A 21,007-nucleotide genomic window follows, 5' to 3' on the forward strand; every position below is an offset into this window, starting at 1 on the left:
TCCGGCCGGCGACGCGATCCGGCCCCGCCGAGATCGGGCCCCGCTGTGATCCGGCTCTCAACTCCCGTCGTACCGACGCTACTTCTGCGGCTGTACGGGGATGTCGAGGACGACCCGGGTGCCGCCCTCGGCGCCCGGCTGCATGTCGAAGCCGCCGCCGAGTTCGCCCTCGACCAGGGTCCGCACGATCTGCAGTCCGAGGTTGCCGGCCCGCTGCGGGTCGAAGCCCTCGGGCAGACCGCGGCCGTCGTCCTTGACCGTGATCAGCAGACGGGCGTCGGCGCGGGGCTCGCCGCGGACGGCGGTGACCTCGACGGTGCCCTGCTCCCCCGGCGCGAAGGCGTGCTCCAGGGCGTTCTGCAGGATCTCGGTCAGGACCATCGCCAGCGGGGTGGCGACCTCGGCGTCCAGGATGCCGAAGCGGCCGTTGCGCCGGCAGGTCACCTTGCCCGGGGAGATCTCGGCGACCATCGCGATCACCCGGTCCGCGATCTCGTCGAACTCGACCCGCTCGTCCAGGTTCTGGGACAGCGTCTCATGAACGATGGCGATCGAACCGACGCGCCGCACGGCCTCGTTGAGGGCCTCGCGGCCGCCCTCCGAGTCCATCCGGCGGGCCTGGAGGCGCAACAGGGCGGCCACCGTCTGGAGGTTGTTCTTCACCCGGTGGTGGATCTCCCGGATGGTGGCGTCCTTGGTGATCAACTCGCGCTCGCGGCGGCGCAGTTCCGTGACGTCCCGGAGCAGCACCAGCGAACCGATGCGGGTGCCCTTGGGCTTGAGCGGGATCGCGCGCAGCTGGATCGACCCGCCGTTGCCCTCGACCTCGAACTCGCGCGGGGCGTAGCCGGAGGCCATCGTGGCCAGGGCCTCGTCGACCGGGCCGCGCGAGGGGGCGAGTTCGGCGGTGATCTGGCCGAGGTGCTGGCCGGTGAGGTCGGCGGCGAGGCCGAGCCGGTGGTACGCGGAGAGGGCGTTGGGCGAGGCGTACTGGACGACGCCGTCGGCGTCGAGCCGCATCAGCCCGTCGCCGGCCCGGGGCGAGGAGTCCATGTCGACCTGCTCGCCGGGGAAGGGGAAGCTGCCCGCGGCGATCATCTGGGCCAGGTCGGAGGCGGACTGGAGGTAGGTGAGCTCCAGCCGGGACGGGGTCCGGACGGTGAGCAGGTTGGTGTTGCGGGCGATGACGCCGAGGACGCGGCCCTCACGGCGAACGGGGATGGACTCGACCCGGACCGGGACCTCCTCGCGCCACTCGGGATCGCCCTCGCGCACGATCCGGCCCTCGTCCAGGGCGGCGTCCAGGAGCGGGCGCCGGCCGCGCGGGACCAGATGGCCGACCATGTCGTCCTGGTACGAGGTGGGGCCGGTGTTCGGCCGCATCTGGGCGACGGAGACGTACCGGGTGCCGTCCAGGGTCGGAACCCACAGGACGAGGTCGGCGAAGGAGAGGTCGGAGAGCAGCTGCCACTCCGACACCAGCATGTGGAGCCAGTCGAGGTCGGACTCGCTCAGAGCGGTGTGCTGGCGGACGAGGTCGTTCATGGAGGGCACGTGTGCGAGCGTACCCGCGGAATTACAGGGCGGTGAACCTGGATCTCCGGGCCTCCGTGTTGGAGGATGGGCCCGGAAGGACCCGGTTCCTATGGATGGACAGACGAGAATGGTCTAGTCCACAATGCTGTACAGGAGCCTCCACTCTCCCCGCACAGGAGGGTGGACGAGGTACCCGGCGCTCTCTGCCCTGACTGCGCCGAGACCTCCCATACGGCCGAGGGCACCGCACACCCACGGCCGAGTAACTCCGGGCTGCGGTGCCGGACGGGTTGAGGGTCCCGTCAGGCGCCGCGGCCCGCGGGTGTTTCCGGGGGCTTTCCGGGGCCTGCGGGGCTCGCGGAGCCCCTCCCCGCCCGGGTTCCCGTCACGGGCCACGCCAGCATCGCCGTCTCGGCCAGCGCCTCCAGCTCCGGCCGGCCTGCGCCGTCGCGGGCCTGCTGGGACATGCCTTGGAGGACGGCGCCGCTGAAGCGGGCGAGGGCGTGGGCGTCGGTGTCCGCGGGCAGCTCGCCGCTCTCGACGTCCCGGCGGATCCGCGCCTCGAAGGCCGAGATGTTGGCGTTGCGGCGCGTGCGCAGGTCCTCCTCGACCTCGGGCGTCGAGCAGTTGATCGCGGCCGAGATCATCAGACAGCCGCGCGGGTGGGCCGGGTCCGTGTACTCCACCGCCGCCTCCCTGAGCATCCGGCCGATCGCGCCGCGGGCGGTCGGCTCCTCCGCGAAGGCGCGCCCGCCGAAGGCCCCGTACGAGCGCGCGTACTCCTCCACGACCTCTTCGAAGAGGGTCTTCTTGTCGCCGAAGGCCGCGTAGAGGCTCGGCGCGCTGATGCCCATCACCCGGGTGAGGTCGGAGACGGAGGTCGTCTCGTAGCCGTGTTCCCAGAAGGCCATGGTGGCCTGCTCCAGCGCCGTCGGGCGGTCGAAGGAACGGGGCCGGCCGCGCTGTTTCGACGTCATGGCACTAATTCTATAGCGGACGCTACGGAAGGTGGTACGGTTCTTTTCGTAACGACCGCTACAGATGTGAGGGGGGCGTCGTCATGGGCGTGCTCAAGGGGAAGACGGCACTGGTCACGGGTGGCAGCAGGGGCATCGGGCGGGCTGTCGCCGAGCGCCTGGCGCGGGACGGGGCGCGGGTCGGCGTGCATTACGGGAGCAACGACGCGGCGGCGAAGGAGACGGTCGCCACGATCCGGGCCGCGGGCGGCGACGCCTTCGCGATCGGACAGGAGCTGGGCGTCCCGGGGGACGCGGAGGCGCTGTGGGCGGCTTTCGACGCCCATGCGGACGGCCTGGACATCCTGGTGAACAACGCGGGGATCGGCGCCTCGGCCCCGTTCTCCTCGATCGGCGAGGAGGAGTACGAGCGGATCTTCGCGGTCAACACGAAGGCGCCGTTCTTCCTGGCCCAGCTGGGCGCGGAGCGGCTGCGCGACGGCGGCCGGATCGTGAACGTGTCGACGGGGCTCTCGCACGCGGCGGTGATGCCGGAGCTGATCGCGTACGCGATGTCGAAGAGCGCGCTCGACACCTTCACCCGCTATCTGTCGAAGGTGCTCGGCCCGCGCGGGATCACGGTCAACGCGGTGGCGCCGGGCATCGTCGACACCGACATCAACGCGGGCTGGCTGCGGGGGAACGAGGAGGCCTGGGCGGGGGCGGCGGCGATGTCGGCCCTGGGGAAGGTCGGGGAGCCGGCCGACATAGCCGACGTGGTGGCCTTCCTGGCCTCCCACGACGGGCGTTGGGTGACGGGGCAGTGGATCGACGCGACGGGAGGCTCGCTGGCCTGATCCCCAGGAGGGCTCGAGTGGCTGGCGGGACGGGTGCGGCCGACGATGGGTGAGACGGGCCGGAACAGCATGGGCGGACGGGCCCGGCTCTGCTAGATTTGGGTTTGATTGGTCTATACCACCAGGCTCCTTTCCAGCCCCTCACCAGATCGGCAGGCACAGCGTGGAAGTTGTCATCGTCAAGGACGCCAAGGCGGGCGGCGAGCTCATCGCGGACGGCATCGCCGACCTCCTGCGCCGCAAGCCCGACGCGCTGCTCGGCGTGGCCACCGGATCGACCCCGCTGCCCATCTACGACGCCCTGACCGCCCAGGTCGCGGCCGGCTCCGTGGACGCCTCCCGGGCCCGCATCGCCCAGCTGGACGAGTACGTGGGGCTGCCCGCCGGGCACCCCGAGTCCTACCGGTCCACGGTGCTGCGCCAGGTCGTCGAGCCGCTCGGGCTCTCCCAGGACGCCTTCATGGGCCCCGACGGCTCCGCCGAGGACGTCCTGGCCGCCTGCGAGGCCTACGACCGGGCGCTCAGCGAGGCCGGCGGCGTCGACCTCCAGATCCTCGGCATCGGCACCGACGGGCACATCGGCTTCAACGAGCCCTGCTCCTCGCTCGCCTCCCGCACCCGGATCAAGACGCTCACCGAGCAGACCCGGGTGGACAACGCGCGCTTCTTCGACAACGACATCGACCAGGTGCCCCACCACGTCATCACCCAGGGCATCGGCACCATCCTGGAGGCCCGTCACCTGGTGCTGCTCGCCACCGGCGAGGGCAAGGCCGAGGCCGTCGCGCAGACCGTCGAGGGCCCGGTCGCGGCGCTCGTGCCGGCCTCCGCGCTCCAGCTGCACCCGCACGCGACCGTGGTCGTGGACGAGGCCGCCGCCTCCAAGCTGAAGCTGGCGGACTACTTCCGCCACACCTTCGCGAACAAGCCGTCCTGGCAGGGCATCTAGGGCCTGTCCGGCGGCACACAACCGAAGGGGCCCGGCACCTGATCCAGGTGCCGGGCCCCTTCCGTGTACGCGGAGCGTGGCCCTAGCGGCCGACGACGGCCTCCGCCGCGGCGCGGCCGCAGACGCGGGCGGCGCCGTGCGTGGCGATGTGCAGGGCCCCTCGGGGCTCCGACTCGTTCAGGCCCATCTCGACCACCACGGTGTCCGGGCGGGCCGCGAGCAGGGCGTCCAGGGCCTTCGCCATCCACGGGTGCCGGTGGGCGTCGCGTACGACCGCGACCACCCGCCGGTCCCCGGCGGCGGCGAGGAGCTCGTCGAGCGAGGCGTCGGCGCCGTAGGAGCCGGTCGCGGTGCCCGGGAGGAGCCGCTCCAGCTCGGCGGCGATGCCCCAGGGGGTCTCGTCGCCGACCGCGAAGTTGGCGACGGGGGTGAAGGAGGCCACGTAGGGCGCGCCGGTGACCGGCTGGTACGGCCGCTCCCCCGGGGTGATCCGCAGGGCCCGGCGGGCCGCGACGAGGCCCACGTCGGTGCCGGGCGCGGTCCCCTCCTGCACTGCCGCGCCCGGCCCCGAAACAGCCCCCCTGGCCCGGTGCGCCTGGGTCCAGGCCGCCAGGGCGCGCACGCGCGCCGCGGCGTCGGCCAGCCGCTCCTCGGGCAGTTCACCGGTCCGTACCGCGGTCACCAGCGCGTCGCGCAGGCGCAGTACGGTGTCCTCGTCGGCCAGCCCGCCGCCGACGCAGATGGCGTCGGCGCCCGCGGCGATCGCGAGGACGGATCCGCGCTCGATGCCGTACGTCGACGCGATGGCCTGCATCTCCATGCCGTCGGTGACGATCAGCCCCTCGAAGCCCAGCTCCCGGCGGAGCAGACCGGTGAGGATCTGCGGGCTCAGGGTGGCCGGACGGTTCGGGTCGAGCGCGGAGAGCAGGATATGCGCGCTCATCACGGCTTTGGTACCCGCGGCGATGGCCGCGCGGAAAGGCACCAGCTCACGGGCGTGCAGTGTGTCGAGGTCCACATCGATGCGGGGCAGCGCGTGGTGCGAGTCCACGTTGGTGTCGCCGTGCCCCGGGAAGTGCTTGGTGCAGGCGGCGACGCCCACGGCCTGGAGGCCGTCGACATAGGCCACGGTGTGCCGGGCGACCAGCTCGGGGTCGGCGCCGAAGGAGCGCACCCCGATGACCGGATTGTCGGCGTTGGAGTTCACGTCGGCGGACGGCGCCCAGTTGAGGTCGACCCCGCACTCGGCGAGCCGGCGGCCGAGCTCGCGGGCCACGGCCCGGGTGAGCTCGACGTCGTCGACGCTGCCCAGCGCGTAGTTGCCGGGGAACGAGGAGCCCTGCTTGACCTCAAGGCGGGTGACGTCGCCGCCCTCCTCGTCGATGGCGACCAGGACGTCGTCGCGCTCGGCGCGCAGCCGCGCGGTGAGCGCGGCGAGCTGCTCCGGGGTGTCGATGTTGCGTCCGAAGAGGCCGACGGAGGAGAGCCCCTCGCCGATGCGGCGGAGCAGCCAGTCGGGGGCGGTGGTGCCGACGAAGCCCGGCTGGAGAACGGTGAGGGCGTCCCGGGTCAGCGTGTCCGAGGCGCTTTCGAGAATGGTCATGGTGCGGACGTCATCCCTTCACTGCGCCGGCCGTCAGGCCAGCGGCCATCTTGCGCTGGACGAGGAGGAAGAGGATCACGATGGGGACGGCCATCATGGTCGAGCCGGCCATCATCGCGGAGTACTCGGTGCCGTTCTTGGTGATGAAGTTGGAGAGCCAGACGGTGGCCGTCTGGTTCTGCTGGCTCATCAGCATCAGGGCGTAGAGGTACTCGTTCCAGGCCTGGATGAAGCCGTAGACCGAGGTGGCGACCATGCCGGGGGCGAGCAGCGGGAAGACGACCCGGAGGAACGCGCCGGTGGGCGTGCAGCCGTCGACCTGGGCGGCCTCCTCCAGCTCCTTGGGGATGTTGACGATGAATCCGCGCAGCGTCCACACCGTGAAGGGCAGGATGAAGGTCAGGTACGTGATGATCAGGCCGGTGAGCTTGTCGTACTGCCCGAGGTCGTTGAGCATCAGGAAGACCGGGATGATCATCGCGACGAGCGGGACCATCTGGACCGCGAGGATGCCGACGATGACGATCTTGCGGCCGCGGAAGGCGAAGCGGGAGATCGCGAGGGCGGCGAGCAGGCCGACCACGATGCCGATCACGACCACGACGGACGAGACGAGCAGGCTGCGGGTGACCGGTCCCCAGAAGTCCGCGATGTCCAGCGCACGCTTGAAGTTGTCGAACGTGAACGTGGTCGGGAAGAACTTCGGGTCCGGGTCGATGGCGTCCTTGTCGGGCTTGAACGCGGTGTTGAGCATCCAGTAGACCGGGAAGCCGGCGGTGACGAAGACGAGGAGCCCGAGCAGGTTCCAGCCCAGCTTCGACTTGCGGGGGCGGCGCGGGGCCGCGGAGACCTTGGCGGTGCTCATTCGACATCTCCGATCTTGAGCATCTGGCGCATGTAGACCGCGACGACGCCCAGCAGCAGCAGGACCGTGACGAGCGCGATCGCGGAGCCGGTGCCGTAGTCGTTGACGACGAACGCCCTGTCGAACGAGTACGTGGTGAGCAGCTGGAACTCGGCCTCGGGGTGCCCGTTGCGCATCACGTAGACCTGGGGGAAGACACCCATGTCCCAGATCACCGAGAGGGTCGTCAGCATGACGAGGATCGGCTTCATGATCGGCAGGGTGACGTAGCGGAAGACCTTCCAGGCGCCGGCGCCGTCGAGGCGGGCGGCCTCTTCGAGCTCCTTCGGCACCTGCGTGAGGCCGGCGCTCAGGGTGATCACCACGAAGGGCACGGCGCCCCAGACCACCAGGAGCATGATCACGGCGAGGCCCTGCGGGCCGCTGGCGAACCAGTTGTGGCCGATCATGTCCACGCCGGGGAGGCGGCTGAGCAGCCAGTTGAGCACGCCGTAGTCGGTGTCGAAGATCCACTTGAAGATGGCGGTGGCGACGATGATCGGCATGCCCCAGCTCGCCACCAGGACGACGTTGATGAGCATCTTGACCCAGCTGGAGACGCGCTGGAGGAGCAGCGCGATCGCCATGCCGAGGATCATCGTGACGATCACGGCGCCGGCCGCGAAGAGCACGGTGCGCAGGACGACGGCCCAGAACTCGGAGTCGCCGAGGATCCGGGTGAAGTTCGACAGGCCGGCCGACTCGGCCTCCTGGAAGCCCCACAGCTGCGGCTGCCCGAACTTCTGGAACGAGAGGGTGACCAGGCGGATCAGCGGATAGCCGAGCACCAGGAGGAGCACGAGCAGACATGGCACGAGGAGCAGCCATGGGATCCCGGCCCCGCTCTTGGACTTCCCGCGCGGGGCGGGCGTACCGGCTTGGGAGCCGGATGATGGCGATTGCCGCACCGGCGGCACCTTCGCGGTGGTTGTGTCTGCGGCACTCATCCCGTGCTCCTCAGCGATCCCTCTCGTGGTACGGGCGGCAGGGCCCCGCCGTGGTGGCGAGGCCCTGCCGGTAGGTCACTTGGCGTTGATGACCTTGTCGATCGCGGCGTCGGCGTCCTTGGCCGCCTGCTCGACCGACTTCTTGCCGTTGGCGATCTCGATGAGCATCGTCTTGAGGGTCTGCGCCTTCTCGACCTGGCCCCAGCCGGGGGCGGTCGGGACGAACCAGCTGGACTCGGCCGCGGTCGCCGGGACGGCGGTGGCCGGGTCGTTCTTCAGCGGGGCGAGGTCCGCCTTGTTGTTGGGCAGGTTGCCCTTGGCGATGAGGCCCTTCTGACCCTCGGCGCCGGTGAAGGCGGCGATCCACTCGCCGGCGACGCCCTGCGCCTTGGACTTGACCGGGATGGCCAGGTCCGAGCCGCCGAGGAAGACCGGGAGGTTCTTGCCGGACGGGCCCGGCATGACGAAGTTCTCCAGCTTGTCCTTCAGCCCGCCGACCTTGTCGGACTTCGGGTCGGCGGCGGTGGCGCCCTCCCAGCCGGCGGCGAAGATCGTCGCGGACTTGCCCTGGCCGAAGACGACGGGACGGTCGGACTCGTCCTTCGTCTTGTCGCCGTGCATGTACTTGTCGACGATGTTCTTGTACTCGGTGAGGCCCTTGACGGACTCGGCCGAGGAGAGGTTCGACTTCCAGGTCTCGCCGTCCTGCTTGGCGATGGAGCCGCCGGCCTCGTAGACGAAGGACATCGCGGCGTACCAGTCCGGCGACGGCTGGTACCAGGCGCTGAACTTGTCGCCCTTCTTCTTCTGGATGGCGTCGAGCGCGGCGGTCAGCTCGGCCCAGCTCTTCGGGGGGGCCTTGACGCCCGCCTCGGCGGCGATGTCCTTGCGCCAGGTGCCCACGCGGCCACCGGCGTAGTAGGGGACACCGTAGGTCTTGCCGTTGTAGGTGACCGAGTCCTTGAGGGCGTCCAGCCACTTGTCGGAGTTCTCGAACTTCGACGGGTCGACCTCGGCGAACGCGCCCTTGGCCATGTAGCTGATCATCTCGGAGTTGCCCATCTCGACAACGTCCGGGGCCTTGTCCGTGGCGAGCACCGCGTCCAGCTTGGTGTTCTTGTCCGGCCAGCCGTAGTACTCGTGCTTGATCTTGATGCCCGGGTGCTTCTTGGTCACCGCGTCATCGGCGGCCTTGACCAGCTCGGGCCAGTTGTTCTGGGCGTCGACCGTCAGCCAGACGGTGAGCTCCTTGGCGTCGCCGCCGGCCTTCGCACCGCCCTTGTCGTCCGTGCCACCACACGCGGCAATGCCGACCATCATGCCCGCGACGCCGATCGCCGCGATGAGCTTGCGCTTCACGCCACCCTCCTCAGGGATGCTGCAACCCCTGCCCACCGCGCGAAGACATACAGACATACGTCGAGTAATGCTCGTGGGGCTGGGACCTGGTCTTTAATGGTGTAGACCAGTACCCGGAGCTTGGCCTAGACCTTTAGGGGTGTCAAGGGTGTATAAGAAGGGCAGTCGGGTCCGTTATCGGACCGACACCTGAGGGAGGGCGACGACCCGTGACCGGTCCGTGCCACCATGTGAGCCGCGACAGACGGAGGAGCCGGTGACGGCAGCAGCACAGGAGTCGGGAAGGCAGGCCATGGCCACGGACGCGGGCAGCACGGAGACAGAGGGCGGCGCCGCCACCCGCACCGCGCGCGTGCCCAAGTACTACCGACTGAAGCGGCACTTGCTCGACATGACGGACACCCTGCCGCCCGGCACCCCCGTCCCGCCCGAGCGCACTCTCGCCGCCGAGTTCGACACCTCGCGCACCACCGTGCGCCAGGCACTGCAGGAACTGGTGGTCGAGGGCCGCCTGGAGCGGATCCAGGGCAAGGGCACCTTCGTGGCCAAGCCCAAGGTCTCCCAGGCCCTCCAGCTCACCTCGTACACCGAGGACATGCGCGCGCAGGGCCTGGAGCCCACCTCGCAGCTCCTCGACATCGGCTATGTCACCGCCGACGACACGCTCGCCGGGCTGCTCGACATCACCGCCGGCGGCCGGGTGCTGCGGATCGAGCGCCTGCGGCTCGCGAGCGGCGAGCCGATGGCCATCGAGACCACCCACCTGTCCGCCAAGCGCTTCCCCGCGCTGCGGCGTTCGCTGGTGAAGTACACCTCGCTCTACACGGCCCTCGCCGAGGTGTACGACGTGCACCTGGCCGAGGCCGAGGAGACCATCGAGACCTCGCTGGCCACCCCGCGCGAGGCCGGCCTGCTCGGTACGGACGTGGGCCTGCCGATGCTGATGCTCTCCCGGCACTCCCTCGACGCGCAGGGCGAACCGGTCGAATGGGTGCGTTCGGTCTACCGCGGCGACCGCTACAAGTTCGTCGCCCGCCTGCAGCGCCCCAACGGCTGACCGGGCGCGCCTGATCCGTTATACGGACAGGGGTTCCTAACAGCGAGACCGTCCCCTAGATTTCCCCGTCTTACGAGGTGATCAGTGAGGGGACGGTTTCGCCATGTCAGAAGCGGCACAAGGGAAACAACCGGTCATCACACCGTCGAGGGTGGTGATCGCGCTCTGCCTGTTCGCACCGTTCGTGGCGATGCTCTGGGTGGGCTCGTACGCGAAGGTGGACCCCGCCTTCATCGGCATCCCGTTCTTCTACTGGTACCAGATGCTCTGGGTGGTCGTCTCCACCGGGCTGACGATGCTCGCGTACCAGCTCTGGAAGCGCGACCAGCGCGCCCGCAAGGGGGGTGACGCGCGATGAAGGACGGTGTGAACGGCGTCGCGCTCGGCGTCTTCGTCTTCTTCTTCCTGGCCGTCACGGTCATGGGCTTCCTGGCCGCCAAGTGGCGCAAGGCCGAGAACGACAACAGCCTCGACGAATGGGGCCTGGGCGGCCGTTCGTTCGGCACCTGGGTCACCTGGTTCCTGCTCGGCGGCGACCTGTACACCGCGTACACCTTCGTCGCCGTCCCGGCGGCCATCTACGCGGCGGGCGCGGCCGGCTTCTTCGCCGTGCCGTACACGATCCTGGTCTACCCGCTGATCTTCACCTTCCTGCCCCGCCTGTGGTCGGTGTCCCACAAGCACGGGTACGTCACCACCTCCGACTTCGTCCGCGGCCGCTTCGGCTCCAAGGGCCTGTCGCTGGCCGTCGCCGTCACCGGCATCCTCGCCACCATGCCGTACATCGCCCTCCAGCTCGTCGGCATCCAGGCCGTCCTGGACGTGATGGGCGTCGGCGGCGGCGAGAACACCCACTGGTTCGTCAAGGACCTGCCGCTGCTCATCGCCTTCGGTGTCCTCGCGGCGTACACGTACTCCTCCGGCCTGCGCGCCCCGGCGCTCATCGCCTTCGTCAAGGACGCCCTGATCTACATCGTCATCGCGGTGGCGATCATCTACATCCCGATCAAGCTGGGCGGCTTCGACGAGATCTTCGGCAAGGCGGCGGAGGCGTACCAGACGGTCAACCCGGTCACCGGCAAGCCCAAGGGCGCGCTCGTGCCCGGCGAGGCCGGCCAGTGGACGTACGCGACGCTGGCCCTCGGCTCGGCGCTGGCGCTCTTCATGTACCCGCACTCGATCACCGCGACGCTCTCCTCCAGGAGCCGCGAGGTGATCCGCCGCAACACCACGATCCTGCCGCTGTACTCGCTGATGCTGGGCCTGCTCGCGCTGCTCGGCTTCATGGCGATCGCCGCCGGCGTCAAGGTCACCAACGGGCAGCTCGCCATCCCGCAGCTCTTCGAGGACATGTTCCCCGCCTGGTTCGCGGGCGTCGCCTTCGCCGCCATCGGCATCGGCGCCCTGGTGCCGGCCGCGATCATGTCGATCGCAGCGGCCAACCTGTTCACGAGGAACATCTACAAGGACTTCCTCAAGCCGGACGCGACGCCCGAGCAGGAGACCAAGGTCTCCAAGCTGGTCTCGCTGCTGGTGAAGGTCGGCGCGCTGGTCTTCGTCCTCACCATGGACAAGACCGTCGCCATCAACTTCCAGCTGCTCGGCGGCATCTGGATCCTGCAGACCTTCCCCGCCCTCGTCGGCGGCCTGTTCACCCGCTGGTTCCACCGCTGGGCGCTGCTCGCCGGCTGGGCCGTCGGCATGGTCTACGGCACCGCCGCCGCGTACGGCGTGGCCAGCCCCACCCAGAAGCACTTCGGCGGCTCCTCGGCCGAGATCCCCGGCATCGGGGAGATCGGCTACATCGGCCTCACCGCCTTCGTGCTCAACCTGGTCGTCACCGTGGTCCTCACCGTCGTCCTGAAGGCGCTCAAGGCGCCCGACGGCGTCGACGAGACCTCGCCCGGGGACTACACGGCGGACGCCGGTGACGCGGGCGTCGCCACCGAACTGCCGAAGGTCGGCACCGCCGGGCACTGAGCCCCGCGGCCGTCCGCTCCGGCCCCTCCGCCCGCCTCCGGTTATCCGGAGGCGGGCGGAGCCGTGCCGGGGGCAGACTGCCGGGCATGGACTTCACGATCAGGGCGGTACGGCCCGAGGAGTACGCGGCCCTCGGCGAGATCACCGCGCGGGCCTATCTCGACGACGGGTTCCTCGCCTTCGGCGAGGACGACGCGTACCTGCACCTGCTGCGGGACGTGGCCCGGCGGGACGCCGAGGCCGAGGTGCTCGTGGCGGTCGACACCACGGACGCGGCCGGCACGGTCCTCGGCGGGGTGACCTTCACCGCCGGCGGCGAGGAGTGGGCGGACATCGCCCGGGAGGGCGAGGCCGAGTTCCGCATGCTGGCCGTCGCGCACGCGGCGCGCGGCCGGGGCGTCGGGGAGGCCCTGGTGCGGGCCTGCGTGGACCGGGCGCGGGCCGTCGAGGGGTGCGCGCGGATCGTGCTGTCCACCCAGCGGACGATGGCCACCGCCCACCGGATCTATGAGCGACTGGGCTTCGTCCGCTCCCCCGAGCGGGACTGGAAGCCCGTCCAGGGGCTCGACCTCACGCTCTTCACCTACGTTCTGGAGCTCTGAACTCCGCCCCGACCGACACAACATGTGGGGGGTGCCGTGAGCGGCGCCCCCCACATGTATGCTCGTCCTCGCTGTCGCCGCAGGGGAATCCGGTGGAAATCCGGAACTGTCCCGCAACGGTGTGTTTTGCGCGCTTTTCGCGCCCAGGGTGAGTCCGAAGACCTGCCGGCAGCGCGCCCGGTCCGTCCGTTCCGGGTGTCACAGACGTCCGGGCCTCGCGGAGTGGGCCGGTGGACGCGGCGCCGCCGTGCGTACGGCCGCCCGTTCCCGCCTCCCGTCCTGGCTCCGCGCCGAGCGAGGGAGAGCCCCCACGTGACCATCGCGCCCGCCGATCCGGCCGCAGCGATCGAGACCGACGGCCCCGGCACCGTGCTGCTGCGGGTCCTGACCGATCTCACCGCCGACCTCCCGGACACCGACCCCGGCAAGGTCGCCGCCGCCGCCCTGCGCGGCCGCAGCGCCGGCTCGGACGAGGCGGAGCTGCGCGAGCTGGCCACCGAGGCCGCCGCCGGACTCATCGCCGAGGACCCGGCGTACTCCCGGCTCGCCGCCCGGCTCCTCACGATCACCATCGCCGACGAGGCGGCCGGCCAGGGCGCGGTGTCCTTCTCGGCCTCCGTCGCCGTCGGCCACCGCGAGGGCCTGATCGCCGACCGCACGGCCGCGTTCGTCGCCGCGCACGCCGCGCGCCTCGACGCGCTGATCGACCCGGCCGGCGACGACCGCTTCGGCTACTTCGGCCTGCGCACCCTGTACTCCCGCTACCTGCTGCGGCACCCGATCACCCGCCAGGTCGTCGAGACCCCGCAGCACTTCATGCTGCGCGTGGCGAGCGGCCTCGCCGAGGACGAGTCGGCGCGTGCCGTGGACGAGGTGGCGGCGCTGTACGGGCTGATGAGCCGGCTCGACTACCTGCCCTCCTCCCCCACCCTGTTCAACTCCGGCACCCGCCACCCGCAGATGTCCTCCTGCTACCTGCTGGACTCCCCGCAGGACGAGCTGGACTCCATCTACGACCGCTACCACCAGGTCGCGCGCCTGTCGAAGCACGCGGGCGGCATCGGCCTGTCGTACTCGCGCATCCGCGCCCGCGGTTCGCTGATCCGCGGCACCAACGGGCACTCCAACGGCATCGTGCCGTTCCTGAAGACGCTGGACGCCTCCGTCGCCGCGGTGAACCAGGGCGGCCGCCGCAAGGGCGCCGCCGCGGTCTACCTGGAGACCTGGCACGCGGACATCGAGGAGTTCCTGGAGCTCCGCGACAACACCGGCGAGGACGCCCGCCGTACGCACAACCTGAACCTCGCGCACTGGATCCCGGACGAGTTCATGCGCCGGGTCAACGCCGACGCCGCGTGGTCGCTGTTCTCCCCCGCCGACGTGCCCGAGCTGGTCGACCTGTACGGCGACGAGTTCGACGCCGCGTACCGCAAGGCGGAGGCCGCGGGCCTGGCCAAGAAGACCATGCCGGCCCGTGACCTGTACGGCCGCATGATGCGCACCCTCGCGCAGACCGGCAACGGCTGGATGACCTTCAAGGACGCGTCCAACCGGACCGCCAACCAGACCGCCGAGCCCGGCTCCGTCGTCCACTCCTCGAACCTCTGCACCGAGATCATCGAGGTCACCGACGACGGCGAGACGGCCGTCTGCAACCTCGGCTCGGTGAACCTGGGCGCCTTCGTCCAGGAAGGAGCCGACGGCGGGCAGATCGACTGGGCGCGCCTGGACGAGACCGTGCGCACCGCCGTCACCTTCCTCGACCGGGTCGTCGACATCAACTTCTACCCGACCGAGCAGGCCGGCCGTTCCAACGCCCGCTGGCGCCCGGTGGGCCTGGGCGCGATGGGCCTCCAGGACGTCTTCTTCAAGCTGAAGCTGCCCTTCGACTCGGCCGAGGCCCGCGCGCTGTCCACCCGGATCGCCGAGCGGATCATGCTGGCCGCGTACGAGGCCTCCGCCGACCTCGCCGAGCGCAACGGCCCGCTGCCCGCCTGGGACAAGACCCGTACGGCCCGTGGCGTGCTGCACCCGGACCACTTCGACGTCGAGCTGAACTGGCCGGAGCGCTGGGCCGCGCTGCGCGAGCGGATCGCCGCCGTCGGCATGCGCAACAGCCTCCTCCTCGCCATCGCGCCGACCGCGACGATCGCCTCGATCGCCGGCGTCTACGAGTGCATCGAGCCGCAGGTCTCCAACCTGTTCAAGCGCGAGACGCTGTCCGGCGAGTTCCTCCAGGTCAACTCGTACCTCGTGGACGAGCTGAAGCGGCTCGGCGTGTGGGACGCGCAGACCCGTGAGGCGCTGCGCGACGCCAACGGCTCGGTGGCCGGCTTCACCTGGGTGCCGGCCGAGGTGCGCGAGCTGTACCGCACGGCCTGGGAGATCCCGCAGCGCGGCCTGATCGACATGGCCGCCGCCCGCACCCCGTTCCTGGACCAGGCGCAGTCGCTGAACCTGTTCCTGGAGACGCCGACCATCGGCAAGCTGTCGTCGATGTACGCGTACGCCTGGAAGCAGGGCCTGAAGACCACGTACTACCTGCGTTCGCGCCCGGCGACCCGGATCGCCCGCGCCGCGCAGGCCGCCGCCCCCATCCCCGTCCAGCAGGTCGCCGACCCCGACGCCGTCGCCTGCTCCCTTGAGAACCCCGAGTCCTGCGAGGCCTGCCAGTAATGAGCTCCACCGACAAGAACCTCCTCGACCCGGGCTTCGAACTGACCCTGCGCCCCATGCGCTACCCGGACTTCTACGAGCGCTACCGCGACGCGATCAAGAACACCTGGACCGTGGAGGAGGTCGACCTCCACTCGGACGTCGCCGACCTCGCCAAGCTCACCCCCGGTGAGCAGCACATGATCGGCCGTCTGGTCGCGTTCTTCGCGACCGGCGACTCGATCGTGTCCAACAACCTGGTCCTGACGCTCTACAAGCACATCAACTCGCCCGAGGCGCGGCTGTACCTCTCGCGCCAGCTGTTCGAGGAGGCCGTGCACGTCCAGTTCTATCTGACGCTGCTCGACACCTACCTCCCCGACCCGGACGACCGCGCGGCCGCCTTCGACGCGGTCGAGGAGATCCCCTCGATCCGCGAGAAGGCGCAGTTCTGCTTCAAGTGGATGGACTCGGTCGAGAAGATCGACCGGCTGGAGACCCAGGCCGACCGCCGCCGTTTCCTGCTCAACCTGATCTGCTTCGCCGCCTGCATCGAGGGCCTGTTCTTCTACGGCGCCTTCGCGTACGTGTACTGGTTCCGGTCCCGCGGTCTGCTGCACGGCCTGGCGACCGGCACCAACTGGGTGTTCCGCGACGAGACGATGCACATGAACTTCGCCTTCGAGGTCGTGGACACCGTCCGCAAGGAGGAGCCCGAGCTCTTCGACGACGAGCTCCAGGCGCAGGTCACCGCGATGCTGCGGGAGGCCGTCGAGGCTGAGCTCCAGTTCGGCCGCGACCTGTGCGGTGACGGCCTGCCGGGCATGAACACCGAGTCGATGCGCGAGTACCTGCAGTGCGTCGCCGACCAGCGCCTCACCCGCCTGGGCTTCGCGCCGGTGTTCGGCTCGGAGAACCCGTTCGCGTTCATGGAGCTCCAGGGCGTCCAGGAGCTGACCAACTTCTTCGAGCGCCGCCCGTCCGCCTACCAGGTGGCGGTCGAGGGCTCGGTGGACCTGGACGAGGACTTCTAGGAGCCCGTCCGGTACGGCGAAGGGCCCCGCTCCACGGGGGGAGCGGGGCCCTTCGGCATGTCCGGGGACGCGCGGGTCAGTCGTTCGCGACGACCGGGTAGCGCGGGGTGCCCTCTTCCATCTGGCGCAGGGCGTCCTTGCGGTCCCGCTTCGACAGCTTGTCGATGTACAGGAAGCCGTACAGGTGGTCCGTCTCGTGCTGGAGGCAGCGGGCGAAGTAGCCGGTGCCCCGCACCTTGATCGGGTTGCCCTGGGAGTCCTGGCCGTGCACCACGGCGTAGTCCGGGCGGGCCAGCTCGGCGTACGCGGTGGGCACCGAGAGGCAGCCCTCGTTGGACTCGTCGAGGACGCGCTGGTCGGCCGGCAGCTCCTGGAGGACCGGGTTGACCACGTGCCCGACGTGCCGGACGCCGTCGTCGTCCATGCAGTCGTAGACGAAGACCTTCTGGTCCACACCGATCTGGTTGGCGGCCAGGCCGACGCCCTCGGCGGTCTTCTGGCTGGCGAACATGTCGTCGATCAGCTGGGCCAGCTCGGCGCCGAACTCGGTGACGTCCTTGCACTCCCGGTGGAGCACGGGGTTGCCGACGACCGTGATGGGACGCGAGGTGCCCCGCTCACGGTGCGCGAGCTCACGCTCCTCGCACTCCTCCGTGTCCACGACGAAACCGTCGTTCTCGACCTGCTGGTCCGTCTCCTGCTGCGCCATGTCCGGCCGCGCCCTTCTGAAAACCCGATTCCGTCGGAGGACAGCCTACGGGCCCCGGGCCGTCGCCTCAGCAGACCTCTTCGAGATCACGCCACTCGCGGCTGTCCGGACTGTCCGCGACCCAGCCGTCGAGCAGTCCGCGGACCAGGCCCGCGGGGGCGGCGATGCCGCACTCGCGCTCCGGCACCCACAGCTCGCCGGGCGAGCGGTGCCCGAGCGGGCCCGGGTGACCCGGCTCGCTGTGGTCGTGCGGATCCAGGTGCTCGCCCTCGCCCTCGGCGCTGGGCATGGTCGACTCCGAGCAGGCCCGGCAGAGCAGCCGTACGGAGGAGGACCAGTCCTCGGCGGCGAAGCCGGCGTCGGCGGCGAGCTGCTCCAGGGCGTCCCGGTCGGCCTCGGTGGCGGCCTCCAGGAGGACCACCCAGGTCGGCACCGGCGACGGCGCCCACAGCTCGATCTCGTCGAAGACGGGGTACGAGGGGCCCGCGCTGGTGGTCCGCTCGCCGTTCGGGACGCCGTCGTGCAGGACGACCTCGCCCCAGCGGCGGCCCGAGGACGGCAGCGGGATGGACAGGACCTCGATGCGGGCCGGGTCGAGCCGGCGGCCCCACACGACCTCGGCCTCGCCCTCCGGGGAGAGCCGCACGGCCGCGCTGCCCAGCTCCATGCCGGCCGGCTCACCGGTGCCGGAGGCGGCGCCAGGGACCTTCAGCCCGTAGGCCTGCCAGGCGCGGCGGGCCAGCGGCCAGTCCTGGAGCGCGGTGGCGGCGATGCCGACGTTCCACCAGTCGGGGGCGCCGGTCTCCTTGTCGAGCAGGGCGACCGCGCGCAGCCCGGCGGCCCGGGCCTGCTCCCAGTCGTGCCGGAACTTGTGCAGCAGGGCCAGGTTGAACCAGGACTCCGAGAGCCAGGGCTCCAGGTCCGCCGCACGCGTCAGCAGCGCGCCCGCGTCCTCGTACCGTCCGTCGCCGATCAGCGTGAACGCGCGGTCGGTGGCCTGCCGCCACGAGGCGGAGGGCCGATGCCGTACCTTCCCGAAGATCCTCACGATTCCCGCCTGCCGGTCGCTTCACCCTCTTGTTCGCATCCAACCATGCCCGGTCGGACGCGCGCTCATTACCCATGGGTTACCCCGGTGGGACTGGGGCGATGCCCCTGGGGGCACCCCCGCGGGCGAGCACCCTGGCGAGGGATTCGACGACCTCGGGGTGGTAGTCACGGGCCGTGCCCAGCCGGAGGCGTTCGAGGGCGCCGAGGCCGCCGCCCGCGGTGGTGGCGGCGAGGTCGTCGTAGGCGTTGACGGCCCGGACGATCCGGGCGGGCAGCGGCTGGTCCCGGTACGGGTCGGCCTGGCGTTCCACGACGACGGCGACGGCCGCCGGGACCCCGGTCTGCCGGACCACGGCCCCGCCGAGCAGGGCGATCCTGCGCTGCTCCTCGGCGGGCAGCAGGGCGGTGGCGCCGCCCTCGACGGGGTCGACCAGGGAGAGCTGTCCGATGTCGTGCATGAGCGCCGCGTATTCGAGGACGGTCAGCTCGGCGCCGGACAGGCCCAGCTCCCGGCCGACGGCCCGGCTGAGCTCGGCGACCCGGCGGGCGTGCCCCTGCGGGGTGCAGCCGGCGATCTCGGTGGCCCGGGCCAGCGAGGCGATGGTCTGCCGGTCGGTGGTGCGCACGGCCGCGTACCGCCGGTAGGAGACCTGGGTGAGCAGCAGCGGTACGGCGAAGACGGGCAGCGCCCACAGTCCGGCGACGGCCACCCCGAGGGCCATGACGGCGCCGGTGGCGCAGACCGCGGAGCCGATCCCGGGCAGGGCGCGCAGCTGGTCGCGCAGGAGCGGGCCGTAGGGGTGGCCGGTGCGGGCGCGGTGCAGCAGGGCGGCGAGGACGGCGTCGCAGAGGGCGGTGAGGAGCAGCAGGAGGAGCAGGAAGAGGGCGTACGAGGGGCTGTGGCCGAGGCGGGCGGTGACGGCGCCCGCGTTGAAGAGCGGCTGGAAGCAGAGGGCGGCGAAGCCGACGGTGAGGACGCGGCGGGCCAGGTGGTCGGGGTCGGGCCCGCGGCCCCGGGCCACGTGCGGGACGATCCCGGCGAGGCAGCCCGCGACGGCGACGGCGACGGTCTGCAGGACGCCGTGGGCGGTGGTGTGGCCGGCGTTGTCGCCGAGCAGGGCGTACGCGAGGGCTCCGGCGGCGGCGAGCGGCGCGGGTTCCCGCTCCCCGGGCTGGGCGCCCCAGCGGGTCAGCTCGCCCACGGCGATGAGGGTGCCGAAGGCGAGGGCGATGCCCGGATCGTCGACGCCCTGCCAGAGGGTGGCGGCGATGCCGGCGAGGGTCAGCAGCAGGGCGAGGCCGCGCACGGCGCCGACGGTGGCGCGGCCGGTGCTCACGCGTGCTCCTGGGCGGGGCGGGCGGGCATGGCGGGCGGCGCCCCGGCCGTTCCCTCGGGCGGTGGGGTGCGGGCGCCGGGCAGCGGGGTGGTGGTCTCGTCGGCGGTGACCCCGGTCTGCCAGCCCTCCCGGGCGAGGGCGCGGGCGAGGGCGTCGACCATCCGCGGGTCGAACTGGGTGCCGGCGCACCGCTCCAGCTCGGCCAGGGCGGTCCCGACGGGCCGGGCGCGGCTGTAGGAGCGGGTGGAGGTCATGGCGTCGAAGGCGTCGGCGACCGCGACGACCCGGGCGTACTCGGGGATCTCGCGGCCCTTGAGCCCGTACGGGTAGCCGCTGCCGTCCATGCGTTCGTGGTGGTGGAGGATCGCGGTGCGGGCCTCGCCGAGGAAGCCGATGCCGCGGACCATCTCGTGCCCGTACTCGGGGTGGAGCTCGATGATCCGGCGCTCCTCGGGGGTGAGCGGCCCGTCCTTGCGCAGCACCCGGGTGGGGACGCCCAGTTTGCCGACGTCGTGGAGGATGCCGGCGAAGCGGACGACCTCCAGACGGGCCTCGGCCATGCCGAGCTCCTGGGCGATCAGGACGGAGGCGCGGCCGACCCGTTCGCTGTGGCCGCGGGTGTAGCGGTCCTTGATGTCGACGGCCTGGACGAGGGCCCGGATCGTGGCCTGGTGGGCGGCCCGCTCGCGGTGGTACTGGGCGAAGACCCAGCAGGAGATGTACATGGGCAGCAGGACGAAGAGGGCGGCGACCGGCCCGTACGGGCTGCGCCAGAGCACCGCCATCATCAGTCCGGCGAGCCCGTGCACGGCGTGCGGGGCGAGGGCCCGGCCGAGCAGTCCGCGCCAGGCGGCCCGGGGCGGGAGCTGTTCGGCGGTGGCGCGGATGCCGCCGTCGAGGACGGTGAGGGTGAGGCAGAGGGCGAGCGCGGCGGCGCCGGCGGGCAGCAGCGCGTACGGGAAGTCGGGGGTGTCGGGCCCGAGTCCGAGGGCGGCGTGGCAGCGGAAGAGTCGGGCGGCGTGCGAGGCGGCCCAGACGGCGAGGGCGAGCTGGGCGGCCCGCCAGGCGCGGCGGGCCCCGGCGGGTGGGCGGTCGACGCGGCCGAGGACGGCGCCGGGCAGCGCGGTGAGCGCGGCGGCGGCGGGCGGCAGGAGCAGCGCGGCGGCGATCAGGACGGGGAAGAAGGAGCCCGCGGTGAGCGGGGCCGCGCCGCCCGGGGCCTGGCCGAGGGCGCGGGCGGCGAGGGTGCAGCGGGCGGGCAGTTCGCAGACCGCGTAGAGGGCGGCGAGCAGGAGCACGGCGTGCCAGGGCGTGGGGGCGCCGGGGCGTAGCGCGGGCAGGACGGCCGCGGTGGCGGCGAGCAGGGCGCAGCCGATGTACACGCGTGCCGTTCGCGGAATGCCCTTGACGCCCATCACGCCGGTCACGCTAGCGAGTTGAGCGGCCGCCGTCGGGCCGCCGGGGGCGATTCG

At 71.3% G+C, this 21,007-nt stretch carries 18 protein-coding genes and 1 riboswitch; of the genes, 8 read left to right on the plus strand and 10 right to left on the minus strand.

The genetic code is table 11. The annotated features are described in order from the left end of the window. Positions 1-78 precede the first annotated feature (78 nt). Entirely contained in the window at positions 79-1,545 is a 1,467-nt protein-coding gene (locus ACZ3ZE_RS23795) for a sensor histidine kinase (protein ID WP_361167702.1), read from the minus strand. 293 nt (positions 1,546-1,838) lie between these two features. Beyond that, positions 1,839-2,513, minus strand: a complete 675-nt coding sequence (locus tag ACZ3ZE_RS23800; RefSeq protein ID WP_467260592.1) for a TetR/AcrR family transcriptional regulator — start codon at positions 2,511-2,513, stop codon at positions 1,839-1,841. Between the two features lie 83 nt (positions 2,514-2,596). Here ACZ3ZE_RS23800 and ACZ3ZE_RS23805 point away from each other — a divergent pair, with 83 nt between their 5' ends. Together ACZ3ZE_RS23805 and nagB are read left to right on the plus strand one after the other, a co-directional pair. Further along, positions 2,597-3,349, plus strand: a complete 753-nt coding sequence (locus ACZ3ZE_RS23805) for an SDR family oxidoreductase (RefSeq protein WP_363292839.1) — start codon at positions 2,597-2,599, stop codon at positions 3,347-3,349. A 163-nt stretch (positions 3,350-3,512) separates the two neighbouring features. After that, positions 3,513-4,298: a glucosamine-6-phosphate deaminase gene (gene nagB, locus ACZ3ZE_RS23810; protein WP_329423929.1), complete on the plus strand. Its 786-nt coding sequence runs from the start codon at positions 3,513-3,515 to the stop codon at positions 4,296-4,298. A gap of 82 nt (positions 4,299-4,380) precedes the next feature. Here the strand turns inward: nagB and ACZ3ZE_RS23815 are convergent, their stop codons facing one another. The 4 genes from ACZ3ZE_RS23815 to ACZ3ZE_RS23830 form a co-directional block, all read right to left on the minus strand. Beyond that, positions 4,381-5,901 carry a glycoside hydrolase family 3 protein gene (locus tag ACZ3ZE_RS23815; RefSeq protein WP_361166883.1) on the minus strand — a complete coding sequence of 507 codons (1,521 nt, stop codon included), beginning with the start codon at positions 5,899-5,901 and terminating at the stop codon, positions 4,381-4,383. A gap of 10 nt (positions 5,902-5,911) precedes the next feature. Beyond that, a complete protein-coding gene (locus ACZ3ZE_RS23820; RefSeq protein WP_361166880.1) occupies positions 5,912-6,766 on the minus strand; it encodes a carbohydrate ABC transporter permease in 855 nt (284 codons plus the stop codon). Then, entirely contained in the window at positions 6,763-7,752 is a 990-nt protein-coding gene (locus ACZ3ZE_RS23825; RefSeq protein ID WP_467260594.1) for a carbohydrate ABC transporter permease, read from the minus strand. The genes ACZ3ZE_RS23820 and ACZ3ZE_RS23825 overlap by 4 nt, the downstream gene beginning before the upstream one ends. A gap of 75 nt (positions 7,753-7,827) precedes the next feature. Next, positions 7,828-9,111, minus strand: coding sequence for an extracellular solute-binding protein (locus ACZ3ZE_RS23830; RefSeq protein ID WP_363292840.1), 1,284 nt, complete (start codon positions 9,109-9,111; stop codon positions 7,828-7,830). A 292-nt stretch (positions 9,112-9,403) separates the two neighbouring features. Here ACZ3ZE_RS23830 and ACZ3ZE_RS23835 point away from each other — a divergent pair, with 292 nt between their 5' ends. From ACZ3ZE_RS23835 to ACZ3ZE_RS23860, 6 genes are all read left to right on the plus strand, one after another. Then, complete coding sequence (locus ACZ3ZE_RS23835) at positions 9,404-10,168, plus strand: GntR family transcriptional regulator (RefSeq protein ID WP_329428531.1); 765 nt, start codon at positions 9,404-9,406, stop codon at positions 10,166-10,168. Between the two features lie 103 nt (positions 10,169-10,271). Beyond that, positions 10,272-10,526: a DUF3311 domain-containing protein gene (locus ACZ3ZE_RS23840; RefSeq protein ID WP_361166871.1), complete on the plus strand. Its 255-nt coding sequence runs from the start codon at positions 10,272-10,274 to the stop codon at positions 10,524-10,526. Next, a complete protein-coding gene (gene mctP, locus ACZ3ZE_RS23845) occupies positions 10,523-12,148 on the plus strand; it encodes a monocarboxylate uptake permease MctP (RefSeq protein WP_361166868.1) in 1,626 nt (541 codons plus the stop codon). Before ACZ3ZE_RS23840 ends, mctP begins: the two co-directional genes overlap by 4 nt. Positions 12,149-12,234: 86 nt before the next feature. Further along, the gene (locus ACZ3ZE_RS23850) at positions 12,235-12,750 is read left to right on the plus strand and encodes a GNAT family N-acetyltransferase (RefSeq protein WP_361628154.1); all 516 of its coding nucleotides are present in this window, start codon (positions 12,235-12,237) and stop codon (positions 12,748-12,750) included. Between the two features lie 58 nt (positions 12,751-12,808). Beyond that, positions 12,809-12,934: riboswitch (cobalamin riboswitch) on the plus strand. A gap of 128 nt (positions 12,935-13,062) precedes the next feature. Continuing rightward, positions 13,063-15,426 carry a ribonucleoside-diphosphate reductase subunit alpha gene (locus tag ACZ3ZE_RS23855; RefSeq protein ID WP_361166862.1) on the plus strand — a complete coding sequence of 788 codons (2,364 nt, stop codon included), beginning with the start codon at positions 13,063-13,065 and terminating at the stop codon, positions 15,424-15,426. Beyond that, complete coding sequence (locus ACZ3ZE_RS23860) at positions 15,426-16,439, plus strand: ribonucleotide-diphosphate reductase subunit beta (protein ID WP_361166859.1); 1,014 nt, start codon at positions 15,426-15,428, stop codon at positions 16,437-16,439. Before ACZ3ZE_RS23855 ends, ACZ3ZE_RS23860 begins: the two co-directional genes overlap by 1 nt. 76 nt (positions 16,440-16,515) lie before the next feature. Here the strand turns inward: ACZ3ZE_RS23860 and def are convergent, their stop codons facing one another. The 4 genes from def to ACZ3ZE_RS23880 form a co-directional block, all read right to left on the minus strand. Then, positions 16,516-17,148, minus strand: coding sequence for a peptide deformylase (def, locus tag ACZ3ZE_RS23865; protein WP_361166857.1), 633 nt, complete (start codon positions 17,146-17,148; stop codon positions 16,516-16,518). 67 nt (positions 17,149-17,215) lie between these two features. Beyond that, positions 17,216-18,196 carry a tetratricopeptide repeat protein gene (locus tag ACZ3ZE_RS23870; RefSeq protein ID WP_345485738.1) on the minus strand — a complete coding sequence of 327 codons (981 nt, stop codon included), beginning with the start codon at positions 18,194-18,196 and terminating at the stop codon, positions 17,216-17,218. Between the two features lie 79 nt (positions 18,197-18,275). Next, positions 18,276-19,535 (minus strand): HD-GYP domain-containing protein, encoded by a 1,260-nt coding sequence (locus ACZ3ZE_RS23875; protein WP_361166854.1) that lies wholly within the window; start codon positions 19,533-19,535, stop codon positions 18,276-18,278. After that, entirely contained in the window at positions 19,532-20,950 is a 1,419-nt protein-coding gene (locus tag ACZ3ZE_RS23880; protein ID WP_361628219.1) for an HD-GYP domain-containing protein, read from the minus strand. The genes ACZ3ZE_RS23875 and ACZ3ZE_RS23880 overlap by 4 nt, the downstream gene beginning before the upstream one ends. Positions 20,951-21,007 lie beyond the last annotated feature (57 nt).

Source organism: Streptomyces sp. NPDC023157 (assembly GCF_055560575.1).